The organism is Streptomyces sp. NPDC045968, assembly GCF_056430475.1.
The window spans coordinates 358,757-372,606 of record NZ_JBWKLF010000007.1 but is presented as its reverse complement, the minus strand read 5'-3'; the positions used below and the strand labels follow the sequence as shown (position 1 = coordinate 372,606).

The 13,850-nt window shown below is 71.1% G+C and carries 10 protein-coding genes; 5 read left to right on the top strand and 5 right to left on the bottom strand.

The window, feature by feature from the left end:
• Positions 1-165 precede the first annotated feature (165 nt).
• From AC07FA_RS22215 to AC07FA_RS22195, 5 genes are all read left to right on the top strand, one after another.
• Positions 166-930, top strand: coding sequence for an SDR family oxidoreductase (locus AC07FA_RS22215; protein WP_479077656.1), 765 nt, complete (start codon positions 166-168; stop codon positions 928-930).
• A complete protein-coding gene (locus AC07FA_RS22210; protein ID WP_479077654.1) occupies positions 927-2,594 on the top strand; it encodes an AMP-binding protein in 1,668 nt (555 codons plus the stop codon). Before AC07FA_RS22215 ends, AC07FA_RS22210 begins: the two co-directional genes overlap by 4 nt.
• A gap of 37 nt (positions 2,595-2,631) precedes the next feature.
• Positions 2,632-3,225 carry a TetR/AcrR family transcriptional regulator gene (locus AC07FA_RS22205; RefSeq protein ID WP_479077653.1) on the top strand — a complete coding sequence of 198 codons (594 nt, stop codon included), beginning with the start codon at positions 2,632-2,634 and terminating at the stop codon, positions 3,223-3,225.
• A 221-nt stretch (positions 3,226-3,446) separates the two neighbouring features.
• The gene (locus AC07FA_RS22200; protein ID WP_479077651.1) at positions 3,447-4,781 is read left to right on the top strand and encodes a M28 family metallopeptidase; all 1,335 of its coding nucleotides are present in this window, start codon (positions 3,447-3,449) and stop codon (positions 4,779-4,781) included.
• Between the two features lie 234 nt (positions 4,782-5,015).
• A complete protein-coding gene (locus tag AC07FA_RS22195) occupies positions 5,016-8,360 on the top strand; it encodes a S8 family peptidase (RefSeq protein ID WP_479077650.1) in 3,345 nt (1,114 codons plus the stop codon).
• Between the two features lie 183 nt (positions 8,361-8,543).
• Here the strand turns inward: AC07FA_RS22195 and AC07FA_RS22190 are convergent, their stop codons facing one another.
• The 5 genes from AC07FA_RS22190 to AC07FA_RS22170 form a co-directional block, all read right to left on the bottom strand.
• Complete coding sequence (locus AC07FA_RS22190) at positions 8,544-9,128, bottom strand: hypothetical protein (RefSeq protein ID WP_479077648.1); 585 nt, start codon at positions 9,126-9,128, stop codon at positions 8,544-8,546.
• On the bottom strand, positions 9,125-10,645 hold the full coding sequence (locus tag AC07FA_RS22185; protein ID WP_479077647.1) for an ATP-binding protein: 1,521 nt from the start codon (positions 10,643-10,645) through the stop codon (positions 9,125-9,127). Before AC07FA_RS22185 ends, AC07FA_RS22190 begins: the two co-directional genes overlap by 4 nt.
• A 2-nt stretch (positions 10,646-10,647) precedes the next feature.
• Positions 10,648-11,331: a response regulator gene (locus tag AC07FA_RS22180; RefSeq protein ID WP_479077645.1), complete on the bottom strand. Its 684-nt coding sequence runs from the start codon at positions 11,329-11,331 to the stop codon at positions 10,648-10,650.
• A 258-nt stretch (positions 11,332-11,589) separates the two neighbouring features.
• Positions 11,590-12,804 (bottom strand): acyl-CoA dehydrogenase family protein, encoded by a 1,215-nt coding sequence (locus AC07FA_RS22175; RefSeq protein ID WP_479077644.1) that lies wholly within the window; start codon positions 12,802-12,804, stop codon positions 11,590-11,592.
• 8 nt (positions 12,805-12,812) lie between these two features.
• Positions 12,813-13,835, bottom strand: coding sequence for a phosphotransferase family protein (locus tag AC07FA_RS22170; protein WP_479077643.1), 1,023 nt, complete (start codon positions 13,833-13,835; stop codon positions 12,813-12,815).
• Positions 13,836-13,850 lie beyond the last annotated feature (15 nt).

The following is a 13,850-nucleotide window of genomic DNA, read 5'->3' as shown; positions in this document are numbered from 1 at the left end:
CTCCATGATCGCGCCGACTGTCATGGTCACGCACGCTAGCGCGGGCGCGGGCCGCACGGAACGACCCGGACCCGCGTAGATTCCCCGTCCTCGTGCCTACCCCTTCCCGGATCACATACCGACTGGTTAGTCTGCCGGTGCAGTCGGCTGAGAGAGGCGGGATCGATGAGTACGGTGCAGGGCGCTGGCGTAGTGGTCACAGGAGCCGGAGGCGGCATCGGAGCCGCTCTGGCCCGCAGATTCGCCGCGGAGGGCGCGCGGGTCGTCGTGAACGACCTCGACATCGGCCGGATCAAGGCACTCGCCGAGGAGATCGGGGGCACCGCCCTCGCGGGCGACGCCTCGCGGATCGTGGACGCCGCCCGCGACGCGCTCGACGGCACGGTGGACGTCTACTGCGCCAACGCGGGCCTGGCCTCGCCCGGAGACGTCTTCGCGGACGAGGAGGTCTGGGCCGCGGCCTGGGACGTCAACGTCATGGCACACGTCCGCGCGGCGAAGGCGCTGCTCCCGGACTGGCTGGAGCGCGGCAGCGGCCGCTTCGTGTCCACCGCGTCGGCCGCCGGACTGCTCACGATGATCGGCGCGGCGCCCTACAGCGTCACCAAGCACGGCGCGGTCGCCTTCGCCGAGTGGCTCTCGCTGACCTACCGGCACCGCGGCGTCAAGGTCCACGCGATCTGCCCCCAGGGCGTCCGTACGGACATGCTCACCGCGGCGGGCTCCGCGGGCGAACTCGTGCTCGCCCCCAGCGCGATCGAGCCGGAGGCCGTCGCCGACGCGCTCTTCGACGCCATCGATCAGGACCGTTTCCTGGTCCTGCCGCACCCCGAGGTCGCCGGGTACTACCGGGCGCGCGCCAAGGACCCCGACCACTGGCTCGGCAATATGAACCACCTCCAGCAGAAGTGGGAGGAGACCGGCGCATGACCGAGTCGATCTACGCGGCCAAGCCGTGGCTGGCGCTGCTCAGCGAGGCCCAGCTCGCCCCCGTGACCCCGGCCGAGACGCTGGTCCACGCCTTCCGGGCCGCCGTCGCCCGCGCCCCGGAGCGCACCGCGCTCGCCTACTTCGACGGGCGCCTGGACTACCGCGAGACCGACGCGCTCTCGGACTCCTTCGCGGGCCACCTCGCGGCCCGGGGGCTGGAACGCGGCGACCGCGTCGCGATCATGCTCCAGAACACACCGCAGTTCGTCATCGCGCTGCTCGGCGCCTGGAAGGCCGGCGCCACCGTCGTCCCCCTCAACCCGATGTACAAGTCCGGCGAGGTCGGCCACGTACTGAAGGACGCGGAGGTGACCGCACTGGTCTGCTCGGACCGGGCCTGGGACTCGTATCTGCGGGCCACGGCCGAGGCGGCCCCGAGCGTACGGATCGCCGTCACCGCCTGCGAGCTGGACCTCCAGACGAAGAACGACCCCCGCGTCCTGGGCTTCGAGCGCCTGCCCGCACCGGGCGCCGGCGACTGGGCCGACGACCTGGTGACCGTCGCCCGCCAGGGCCTCGCCGCCCCGGCCGGCCGGGAGCTCGGCGCCGCCGACGTGGCGCTGATCAGCTACACCTCGGGGACCAGCGGCACCCCCAAGGGAGCCATGAACTCCCACGGCAACATCATGGTCAACGCCGAACGCCAGCGCACCGGCCACCCCATCGCCGAGGGCTCCGCCTACTTCGCGCTCGCCCCGCTCTTCCACATCACCGGCATGGTGTGCCAGCTCGCCGCCTGCGTCGCCAACGCGGGCACCCTGGTCCTCGCCTACCGCTTCGAGACGAGCGTCGTCCTCGAAGCCTTCGCCGAGCACCGCCCCGCCTACACCGTCGGCCCGTCGACCGCCTTCATGGCGCTCGCCGCCCATCCCGACGTCACACCCGGGCACTTCGCCTCCTTCCAGGTGATCTCCTCGGGCGGCGCTCCGCTGCCGCCCGCGCTGGTGGAGAAGTTCCGGGCGGCCTTCGGCCCGTACATCCGCAACGGCTACGGACTCACCGAGTGCACGGCCCCCTGCGCCTCCGTGCCGCCGGAGCGGGAAGCCCCCGTCGACCCGGTGTCCGGCACCCTCTCGGTCGGCGTCCCGGGGCCGGACACGGTCGTCCGGATCATCGACGAGAGCGGCCAGGAGGTTCCCTTCGGTGAGCAGGGCGAGATCGCCGTGCGCGGGCCCCAGGTCGTCCGGGGCTACTGGAACCTCCCCGAGGCGACGGCCGCGGCCTTCCCCGGTGGTGAGCTGCGCACCGGCGACATCGGTTTCATGGACGCGGCGGGCTGGCTCTACGTGGTCGACCGCAAGAAGGACATGATCAACGCGTCCGGCTTCAAGGTGTGGCCGCGCGAGGTCGAGGACGTGCTCTACACCCATCCGGCGGTCCGCGAGGCGGCCGTCGTGGGCGTCCCCGACCCGTACCGCGGCGAGACCGTCCGGGCCTACGTCAGCCTGCGGCCGGGGGCCGAGGCCGGACCGGAGGAGCTGGGCGCGTACTGCAAGGAACGGCTCGCCGCCTACAAGTATCCGCGCGAGGTCGAGATCCTGACGGAGCTCCCCAAGACGGCTAGTGGGAAGATCCTCAGGCGGGAACTGCGTTCCCCCCGCTAGAACAGTTCACGCATCGTACGAAAGGCAGGTGGCGGCAATGGCCAAGGCGACGGACGGGAACGGCACTCCCGTCCCTCAGAGGCTGCTGGCCGCCGCCACCCGGCTCTTCGCCGAGCGCGGTTACGACCGCACCTCGGTCCAGGAGATCGTCGAGGCGGCGGGAGTCACCAAGGGCGCGCTCTACCACTACTTCGGCTCCAAGGAAGACCTCCTCCACGAGGTGTACGCCAGGGTGCTGCGGCTCCAGCAGGAGCGGCTCGACGCCTACGCGAACGCCGACGCGCCGATCGAGCGGCGACTGCGCGACGCGGCGGCCGACGTGGTGGTGACGACCATCGAGAACCTCGACGACGCCTCGATCTTCTTCCGCTCGATGCACCATCTGAGCCCGGAGAAGAACAAGCAGGTACGCGTGGAGCGGCGCCGCTACCACGAGCGTTTCCGGGCCCTGATCGAGGAGGGGCAGAAGACCGGGGTGTTCTCCACGGCCACCCCGGCGGACCTCGTGGTCGACTACCACTTCGGCTCGGTCCATCACCTGTCCACCTGGTACCGCCCCGACGGCCCGCTCAGCCAGCAGGAGGTCGCCGACCACCTCGCGGACCTGCTGCTGCGCGCCCTGCGCCCGTAGCGCCTCTCGTTGGCGTACGCGTCCCCCGGTCGTCCCCCGGGGGACGCTGTCCGTTTATAGAACGGCCATGTCCGGTTCCCGCTCTTGACGGTGCACGGTCATCTCACTGACCATCGGTCACGCACGTCGCACCAGCAGCTCCAGGACCCGGTCGGGCACGGCGCGGCCGGGTCACCCCCCGCACGTTCCGTCAGTCCCCGAACGGAATCCGGAGCCCCGACATGATCCCCAACCGCTTCGCGCTGCGCAGATCCAGGGCAGCCGCCGCACTCGCCTTCGTCGCCCTGCTCGCCACCGCCGCCCCGGCGGCGCAGGCGGCGGGCCCGGGCGGGGCAGCCGCCCCGCTGGCCGCTGCCGCCCCCGACATCCCGCTCGCCAACGTCAAGGCCCACCTGACCCAGTTGCAGTCGATAGCCACCGCCAACGGCGGCAACCGGGCACACGGCAGGGCGGGTTACAAGGCGTCCATCGACTACGTGAAGGCCAAGCTCGACGCGGCCGGGTACACCACCGCGCTCCAGCAGTTCACCTCCGGCGGAGCCACCGGCTACAACCTGATCGCCGACTGGCCCGGCGGAGACCCCAACCAGGTCCTGATGGCCGGCTCGCACCTCGACTCCGTGTCCTCGGGCGCGGGCATCAACGACAACGGCTCGGGCTCCGCCGCCGTACTCGAAACCGCGCTCGCCGTCTCCCGCGCCCAGCTGGCGCCCGACAAGCACCTCCGGTTCGCCTGGTGGGGCGCGGAGGAGCTGGGGCTGATCGGTTCCAAGTACTACGTCAACAACCTCCCGTCCACGGAGCGTTCGAAGCTCAGCGGCTATCTCAACTTCGACATGATCGGCTCGCCGAACCCCGGATACTTCGTCTACGACGACGACCCCGTCATCGAGAAGACCTTCAAGGACTACTACGCGGCCCTGTCCGTACCGACCGAGATCGAGACGGAGGGCGACGGGCGCTCCGACCACGCTCCGTTCAAGTCCGCGGGCGTGCCGGTGGGCGGTCTGTTCACCGGGGCCAGCAACACCAAGTCGAGCGCTCAGGCCCAGAAGTGGGGCGGCACGGCGGGGCAGGCGTTCGACCGCTGCTACCACTCCTCGTGCGACACCACGGCCAACATCAACGACACCGCGCTCGACCGCAACAGCGACGCCGTCGCCCACGCGATCTGGACCCTCTCCGCCGGTACGGTCACCCCGCCGGCCGGTGACGTCTACTCGACGACCACCGATGTGAGCGTGCCCGACAACGGGGCAGCGGTGACCTCGTCGCTCGCGGTGTCCGGCCGCACCGGCAACGCACCCGCCACCCTCCAGGCCGGCGTGGACATCAAGCACACCTACCGGGGTGACCTGGTCATCGACCTGCTCGCCCCGGACGGCACCGCCTACCGGCTGAAGAACTCGAGCAGCAGCGACTCGGCCGACAACGTGATCACGAGCTACACGGTCAACGCCTCGGCCGAGGTGGCGAACGGCACCTGGAAGCTCCGGGTGCAGGACGTGGCCGCACAGGACACCGGCTACATCGACAGCTGGAAGCTCACCTTCTGAGCCGTCCCGGGGAGGCACGCACCGCGCGCCTCCCCGGGCACGACCTGGGAATCCGCGCCCCGTTGGCCCTCCCGGGTAAAGCCCGGTCATTCCGAACGGCTGTTACACAACGATCATTGAGTGCGTCCGAGCGACCCCGGAATACTTCAGGGCCCCGGGGCCGTACATATCCGAACACGTCCCCGTGCGGGCCGGGCCTTCGCCCGCCCGATTCACTCCTGAGCAGGGACAATCTTGCGTAAACGATCAAAGAAGGCGTATGCCGTCGTCGCTGCGGCCGCCGTCGCCCTGACGGCGGGCATGACCGGCCCGGCAACGGCGAAGAGCAGCAGCCCGGACACGGCATCCCCGGTCGGCGCCCAGGACTTGGGCTCAGCCGGCAGGACCGGACACACCGTCACCTTGATCACCGGCGACCGGGTCCTCGTGGACTCCCGTGGCAGGGTCGGCGGTATCCAGCGAGCGAAGGGCCGCGAGGACATACCCTTCTTCACCCGGACCCACGACGGACGTACCTATGTGGTGCCGCGTGACGCCCGGCGGCTGATCGCCGACGGCACGCTGGACCAGCGGCTGTTCGACATCACCGGACTCGCCGGACCGCAGAGCCGCAAGGCCAACCGGGCCGGGCTCAAGGTGATCGTCGGCTACCGGGGACCGGCGGCCAAGTCCGCCCGCGCCGAGGTGCGGTCATCCGACGGCACCACCGTGCGCCGGACTCTGTCGGCCCTCGACGCCGATGCCGTCACCAGCGCCCGCACCACCGACGGCGCGGGCGCCCTGTGGGACGCCCTGACCCGTCAGCAGGCCGACGGTTCGGCGGCCAGGACCTCCGGCATCGCGCGGATCTGGCTGGACGGCGTACGGAAGGCGTCGCTCGACCGCAGCACCGGCCAGATCGGCGCCCCGGCGGCCTGGGCCCGCTCGTACGACGGCACCGGTGTGAAGATCGCCGTCGTGGACACCGGGATCGACGCCACCCACCCGGACCTGACGGGCCGGGTGGTGGCGGAGCAGAACTTCAGCGCTTCCCCGGACGCCCAGGACCGTGTCGGACACGGCACACATGTGGCTTCCGTCGCGGCCGGTACGGGGGCGAAGGACGCCCGGTTCAAAGGCGTGGCGTCCGGTGCCCGGCTGATCAACGCCAAGGTGCTGGACGACCGGGGCGTCGGTGACGACTCCGGCATCCTCGCGGGCGTCGACTGGGCCGTCGCCCAGGGCGCCGACATCATCAACATGAGCCTGGGCAGCCCCGACACCCTGGGAATCGACCCCCTGGAAGCCCAGGTCAACAAGATCTCCGCGGAGAAGGGCGTCCTGTTCGCGGTAGCCGCGGGCAACAGCGGACCGGGGCGGGGCACGGTCGCATCGCCGGGCAGCGCCGACGCGGCCCTGACGGTCGGCGCCGTCGACGACGACGACCAGATCGCCGACTTCTCCAGCGTCGGGCCCCGCACCGGGGACGGCGCCGTCAAGCCCGACATCACCGCGCCGGGTGTGGAGATCACGGCGGCCGCGGCGGCCGGCACCTCGGGACAGAACCCTCCCGGATACGTCAGCCTGAGCGGTACGTCGATGGCGACCCCGCACGTCGCGGGCGCCGCGGCGATCCTCAAGCAGAAGAATCCCACCTGGACGGGCGCCCAGATCAAGGCGGTCCTGACGGGCTCGGCCAAGGACGGCTCCCACTCGGTCTTCCAGCAGGGCGCGGGCCGGCTCGCCGTCGACAAGGCGATCGACCAGACGCTCGTCTCCGAACCGAACTCGGTCAGCCTGGGCACCCAGCAGTGGCCCCACACCGACGACACACCCGTCACCAAGCAGGTGAGGTACCGGAACAACGGCACCTCCGATGTGACGCTGGACCTGTCGCTGGCGGCGCCCACCGGCGGAGACGGACAGCCCGCCCCGGCAGGGTTCTTCACCCTTGAGACGCGGCGGATCACGGTCCCGGCAGGCGGCGACGCCGCCGTGAATCTGACGGCCGACACCCGGCTCGGCGGTACGGTCGACGGCTCGTACTCGGCCACGGTCGTCGCGTCCGGAGGGGGGCAGACCGTGCGCACCGCGGCAGCGGTGGACCGCGAGAGCGAGTCGTACGACGTCACCTTCAAGACCATCGGACGGGACGGCGCCGCCAGCACCAACTGGCAGGCCGACCTGAAGGGTTACCGCGACTCCGCCGCAGGCCAGCGGTTCTTCCCGGATCTGTCGTCGGGCTCCGCCACGGTCCGGCTGCCGCGCGGTACCTACAGCCTGGCCGCCGACATGCTGGTCGACCCCGCGGACCCGCGCAAGGGCGCCGATTTGATCAACAATCCGCAGCTCTCGGTGACCGGTCCCACCACGGTCACCCTCGACGCCCGGACCACCCGGCCCGTGAACTTCAAGGTGCCGGACGCGGCCGCACGCCCCACGCGCGCCGGAGTGATGTACACCCTGAGCACACCCGAGACCTTCATCATCGAGGGGGGCGAGTTCGGCAGCTTCGACAACCTGCGCACCGCGTACCAGGGTCCCAGGATGGAGGAGGGCGCCCTCGCCCAGCAGTGGTCCGCGCACTGGGCGCGGGGCACCAGCGAGTACAACGTCCTCACCGGCGGCCCGGTCCAGGAGCTGGCCACCGGCTACAGCAAGACCTACACGCTCAAGGACATGGCCCTGGTGAAGGCGAGGATCGGGTCGTCCGTACCCGGCCTCGAGGGTGCCCTCGCGGCCCACGGCGTACTGGACTACGGCGGCGGCGTCGAGGCCCCCTACTCGGTGCAGTCGGCACTGGGAACGCGCCATGTGTATCTGTCCACGGCCGACGGGGCCGCCTGGAACATCGTCGCGGGTGTCCTGGGCGAGACGGACCCGGCGGGCTACCGGAGCTTCGACTCGGCCTACCAGCTCGACGGGCCGCAGCGATTCGAGGCGGGGGCGACGTACACCGAGAAGTTCAACGTCGGGGTACTGGGGCCGCGGATGAACGCGAACGACGGGATCGTGCGCGACGGCGACGACATCTACGGCGCGTTGCCGCTGGTCAGTGACGGGTCGGGCCATTCCGGGTTCGCCCAGTACTCAGGGGCGAGCACCACCATCCACCGCAACGGGGAGCTTTACGCGCAGAAGGACTCCGCCATCGACGAGGAGCCCTTCACACTGCCGTCGGACTCCGCCTCGTACACGGTGGCAACCACGATCCACCGCAACCCGGCGTTCAACCGCACCGGGACCCGGATCGACGCCTCGTGGACCTTCCACTCGGCCCGCACCGAGAGCCCGGCCATGCTCCCGGTCTCCACGGTCCGCTTCCTGCCGCAGCTCGCGCTGGACTCCACTGTTCCGGCAGGCGCCACGCAGACCGTCCCCGTCGAGGTGCAGGGGGCGGCGGCCGGCGACAACCTGAAGGCCCTGCGCGTCCTGGTGTCGTACGACGGCAAGAAGTGGCTGCCCGTACCGGTCAGGGCGGACAGGATCACGGTGCCCGCCCCTGCGAAGGACAAGGCGATTTCGCTGAAGGCCGTCGTCACCGACAAGAATGACAACCAGTCGACGGTCACGATCCACAACGCCTTCTTCGGCAAGTAGAGGTGACCCAGGCCGGTGACCCACGGGCGGGACACGGCCCGGGGTGAGCCGAGGAGAGCGGCCCGCCGGAACGGAGGTTCCGGCGGGCCGCTACGTCGGTGCGGCCGACGACAGCCCGGCCGCGCAGCCCGGGAACATCCTCTTCGATCGGTGCTCAGCCGTTCGCACAACCGCCGCCACGGCTCAGCGTGCCGGCACCTTGACCGGGCGAACGGGGCAGTCGGCCGGGGCGAGGCGTCCGTCCTGCCCGACCAGGCTCACGGACGCGGCGCCCTGCGCGTGCGCCGCGTACGCGGCCGTGCAGACGAGCTGGTCGCGGGCGGGGGCGGTCAGCCGTGTCACCCGCAGGCGCAGCGTGACCTCGACGGTGAGGCCACCCTTCACGACCGGGTCCGCGGCGGATGCCGCAGGGGGCAGCGAGGGAGCATTGCGGAATCCGGCCCGCCGTTCGGCCTTGTCCGGCCCGGCGAGCAGGGCGTTGACGGCCGCGAGCGGCGAGAGCGACTCGCTCATCTCCTCACCCGCGGCGCCGCTGCGCCACGGTGAGTCGACGGTCCGTGGCACGGGCCGCAGTTCGTTGCCGGGGGAGAGGAAGAACAACAGCACACGTCCCTCGCGCGGGGGAAGCAGATCGGCGACAGCCGGTCTGCCGGCCTCGATCACGGCCGTCTCCTGGATACCGCAGCCCAGGAGGAGCGGGCCCCCGGCGAGCACCAGCAGCGCGGCGACCCGGACCGCTCGACGCGCACGGAACGCCGGCTTCCTCACGCGGTGGCCTTCGTTCGGTCCCGGCCGTCCGCCGGCCCCATGCCACCCTGCGCGGGTGACGGACCGTCCGGCGCGCTGCTCCCGGACGCGGGTCCGTCGAAGGGCAGCTCCACGGTGAACAGCGCGCCGCCCCCGGGCGCGTTCTCCGCGCGGATCGTGCCGCCGTGCAGCTGTACGTTCTCCTCGGTGATCGCAAGCCCGAGCCCGCTGCCCGATGAGCGCGAACGTGCGGCGTCCGCCTTGAAGAAACGGTCGAAGACGTGCGGCAGCACATCCGGAGCGATCCCGGGGCCGCTGTCGTGCACCTCGGTGATCAGCACACCCCCGCGTACCGACAGCCGCACGGTGACCGGCTCGGCACCGTGGCGCAGGGCGTTGCCGACCAGGTTGGCCACGATGACGTCGAAGCGGCGCGGGTCGAGGCGGATACGGAAGCCGTCAGGAAGCTCCGCGCGGACCCGGCCGAGCCACTGCCTGCCGGACAGGGTGCTGCGCACGGCCTCCGCCGCGTCCACCTCGTCGGCGACGAGCTCCGCCGCGCGGGCGTCGAAGCGGGAGATCTCCATCAGATCCTCCACCAGTACGGCCAGTCTGCCGGTCTCGGCGCTGATCAGACGCATCGCCCGCGCGGTGTCAGGGTCGAGCGTCTCGGCGTCCTCGTCCACCACGTCCGTGACGGCGAGCATACCGGCGAGTGGGGTGCGCAACTCGTGAGAAACGTCCGAGGCGAAGCGCCTGGCCCGCGCCCCGGCGTCCCGCAACTCCTGCACGGAGCGTTCGAGGCGGGCCGCCGACTCGTTGAACGTCCGCGCCAGGTCGGCCAGTTCGTCGCGGCCATGGACAGGGATACGCGTGTCGAGCCTCCCGCCACCCATGGAGTGTGCGGCACGCCGTAGTTCACGGACGGGGCGCAGCACGCTGCGCGCCGCGAGCAGTGCGGGCACCAGGGCCACGGCCAGCCCTGGCAGCGCGCCGTCGCGGGCAGCGGTCACCAGCGCGTCGATGTCCACCTCCTCGTTCGTCATGGGCATCACGGCGAAGAGAACCAGGCCACTGGGCACCGCGCCGCCGCCGGCGACGACGCGGGTCATCACCGGCATCCCGATCGTCAGATACGCGCGCCCGTCCTTGACGACCCGCTCGAAGCTGCCGTGCGGCGAAGTGAGCGCGGTGCGGCGCAGCTCCGCGGTCAGCACACCCGAGACGGGCCGGTCACCCGAGGAGGCGCGCAACGAGCCGTACTCGGCGAAGACGATCCACGGATGGGGTTTGGCGCGCGCCGCGATGTCGTACAGGTACCACCGCAGCGAATCCGGGTCCATGGGCAGACTGGGGGCGAACCGCTCGACCTCCTCGCGGAAGGAGGCGACCGCGGTGTCCTGCGCACGTGCGAGGACCGCGCTGCGTGCCTCCCGATAGGTCAGCGCGGCGGTCGTGACGGCGCTGACCGCGGCCACCAGCAGGAACGCGATCACCAGCCGCGTGCGCAGCCCGAACGCGACGGTCGCTCCCGGCATCCTCACAGCGGACCGAAGCGGTAGCCGAAGCCCCGCAGGGTCTGTATGTAGCGAGGATCGCGGGACGGATCCTCGATCTTGGTGCGCAGCCGGCGCACACAGGCGTCCACCAGCCGGACGTCACTGTGGTAGCTGTGCTCCCAGACCTCTTCCAGGAGCCGCTGCCGGCTGAAGACCTGTTCCGGCACCGCGGACAGGTGCAGGAGCAGCTTCAGTTCGGAGGGCGCGAGGGGGACCGGGGCGCCCGACTTGAGGACGGCGTGACCGGCGCGGTCGATGCCGAGTTCACCGTGGTGCTCGACGGCGGGCCGCGCGTCGGCCGGGACGTCGATACGGCGCAGCACGGCACGTACGCGGGCCTCGATGATCTCGGTACGGGCGGGCTTGACGATGTAGTCGTCCGCACCCGCGTCGAGGCCGACGACGATGTCCACGTCGTCGCCGCGCGCGGTCAGCATGATGATCGGTAACTGGCTGGTCTCGCGTACCCGGCAACACACCTGGACGCCGCTCATGGCGGGCAGCATCAGGTCGAGCAGCAGGAGATCGGGGCGAAAGGCACCCAGCGCCTCCAGACCGGCCTCGCCGGTCGCGACGGCGAGGACCTCGTGCCCGCGCCGGCGCAGCCCGAGCTCGACGCCCTCGCGCACGGAGGGGTCGTCTTCGACGAGGAGGACGCGTGGCATGGCGGGATCTCCGGGGGCGTGGGGCATGGGAGGTCGTCAAGGGTTCGGCGACCGAGCGCTCATACTCCCAGGCGCACGCGAGAGGGTGACAACGAGCCCGTTCCCTATCGGCGTCGACGGCGCGGGGATCCGGTCCGCCCGAGCCGTCGTCTGCCTGCTGCCGCGTCAGCGGACCTGCGACGTGGGCTCGGTACGACACGTGTGGACAAGGCCGTACCGAAGCTCTCCACGTCTCACCGCCGGCCATGCACGAGCCGGCTAGAGGTACTTCTTGATCTCGCGGCGCGCCAGCGACCGCTGGTGCACCTCGTCCGGGCCGTCCGCCAGGCGCAACGTCCGCGCGGCCGCCCAGAGTTCGGCCAGCGGGTAGTCCTGGCTGACCCCGCCCGCGCCGTGCAACTGCACCGCCTGGTCGAGGATGCCGACCACCGCGCGCGGAGTGGCGATCTTGATGGACTGGATCTCGGTGTGGGCGCCGCGGTTGCCCACGGTGTCCATCAGCCAGGCCGTCTTCAGTACGAGCAGCCGCAGCTGCTCCACCGTGACCCGGGCGTCCGCGATCCAGTTCTGGACGACGCCCTGCTGGGCGAGCGGCTTGCCGAAGGCCGTACGGGACACCGCCCGCCGGCACATCAGCTCGATGGCCCGCTCCGCCATGCCGATCAGCCGCATGCAGTGGTGGATGCGGCCCGGGCCCAGCCGTGCCTGGGCGATGGCGAAACCGCCGCCCTCCTCGCCGACCAGATTCGTCGCGGGCACCCGCACGTCGTGGAAGACGACCTCGGCGTGGCCGCCGTGGTAGTGGTCCTCGTAGCCGTACACCTGCATGGCGCGCCGCACTTCGAGGCCCGGGGTGTCGCGAGGGACGAGGATCTGCGACTGCTGGCGCCGGATGTCCGGGCCGTCGGGGTCCGTCTTGCCCATCACGATGAAGATCTTGCAGTCCGGGTTCATCGCACCGGAGATGTACCACTTGCGCCCGTTGATGACGTAGTCGTCACCGTCCCGCGTGATCCGGGTCTCGATGTTCGTCGCGTCCGACGAGGCCACCTCGGGCTCGGTCATTGCGAACGCGGACCGGATCTCCCCGGCGAGCAGCGGTTCCAGCCACTGCTTCTTCTGCTCGTCGGTGCCGAACTGGAAGAGCACCTCCATGTTCCCGGTGTCCGGCGCGGCGCAGTTGAGCGCGGTCGGCGCCAACTGCGGGCTGCGGCCCAGGATCTCGGCCAGCGGGGCGTACTGGAGGTTGGTCAGCCCGGCACCGTATCCGGCGTCGGGAAGGAAGAGGTTCCACAGGCCCTGCCTGCGCGCCTCGGCCTTCAGGTCCTCGACGACCGCCGGGGTGTCCCACGGGGAGGCGAGCTCCGCGCGCTGCTCCTCGGCGGTCCGCTCGGCCGGGTACACATGCTCGTCCATGAAGGTGAGCAGCGTGGTGCGCAGCTCTTCGGTACGGGCGTCGAATGCGAAGTCCATGGGGTAACTCAGCCTTCCTGGAGGGTGGTGAGGCCGTGCTCGATGAAGACGGGGACGAGATCGCCGATGCGGTCGAAGCCGGCGCCGACAGTCTGGCCCAGGGTGTACCGGTAGTGGATGCCCTCCAGGATCACGGCGAGCTTGAACCAGGCGAACGCCGTGTACCAGGAGAGGGCGGAGGTGTCGCGGCCGGAGCGGGCGGCATAGCGCTCGATCAGCTCCGCGGGGGTGGGATGGCCGGCCGCGCCGGACGTGGTGGACACCGGGGACCTGGGCAGACCGAGGTCGGAGCTGTACATCACCAGCAGGCCCAGATCGGTCAGCGGGTCGCCGAGGGTCGACATCTCCCAGTCCAGCACCGCCCTGATCTCGTCGTCCGGGCCGATCAGGACGTTGTCCAGGCGGTAGTCGCCGTGCACCACGGTCGGGGCGGGGGAGACGGGCAGCGCGCGGCCGAGCGCGGAGTGCAGCTCGTCGATCCCGGCCAGTTCGCGGTTGCGGGAGGCGTCCAGTTGCTTGCCCCAGCGGCGCAGCTGGCGGTCCAGGAAGCCTTCCGGGCGGCCGAAGTCGCCGAGCCCGACGGCCGCGGGGTCCACGGCGTGGAGGTCCACCAGGGTGTCCACGAGGCCGAGGATCGCGGCCCGGGTGCGTGCGGCGCCGAGCGGAGCGAGCTGCTCGGCGGTACGGAACGGGGTCCCCTCGACGTACTCCATGACGTAGAAGGGCGATCCGATGACCGAGTCGTCCTCACAGAGCAGCACCGGCTCCGGCACCGGGACGGCGGTCGGGTGCAGGGCGCTGATCACCCGGTGCTCGCGCTTCATGTCGTGCGCGGTGGCCAGGACATGGCCGAGCGGAGGCCTGCGGACGACCCACCGGCGGGCGCCGTCGCTGACGATGTACGTGAGGTTCGAGCGCCCGCCCTCGATCAGCTGGGCTTCGAGCGGTCCGCTCACCAGCCCCGGCCGCTCGCGGTCGAGGTAGCCGCGCAGCAGGTCGGGGTCGAGACCTGGCGGGTGGACTGGGCTCATGGTGCGCACCTCCGG

Bases quoted from the DNA above. Each gene is read 5' to 3' on its own strand.
- AC07FA_RS22205 (WP_479077653.1), top strand. From the start codon at position 2,632: ATGGCCAAGGCGACGGACGGGAACGGCACTCCCGTCCCTCAGAGGCTG.
- AC07FA_RS22200 (WP_479077651.1), top strand. From the start codon at position 3,447: ATGATCCCCAACCGCTTCGCGCTGCGCAGATCCAGGGCAGCCGCCGCA.
- AC07FA_RS22175 (WP_479077644.1), bottom strand. From the start codon at position 12,804: ATGGACTTCGCATTCGACGCCCGTACCGAAGAGCTGCGCACCACGCTG.
- AC07FA_RS22170 (WP_479077643.1), bottom strand. From the start codon at position 13,835: ATGAGCCCAGTCCACCCGCCAGGTCTCGACCCCGACCTGCTGCGCGGC.
- AC07FA_RS22180 (WP_479077645.1), bottom strand. From the start codon at position 11,331: ATGCCACGCGTCCTCCTCGTCGAAGACGACCCCTCCGTGCGCGAGGGC.
- AC07FA_RS22215 (WP_479077656.1), top strand. From the start codon at position 166: ATGAGTACGGTGCAGGGCGCTGGCGTAGTGGTCACAGGAGCCGGAGGC.
- AC07FA_RS22185 (WP_479077647.1), bottom strand. From the start codon at position 10,645: ATGCCGGGAGCGACCGTCGCGTTCGGGCTGCGCACGCGGCTGGTGATC.
- AC07FA_RS22210 (WP_479077654.1), top strand. From the start codon at position 927: ATGACCGAGTCGATCTACGCGGCCAAGCCGTGGCTGGCGCTGCTCAGC.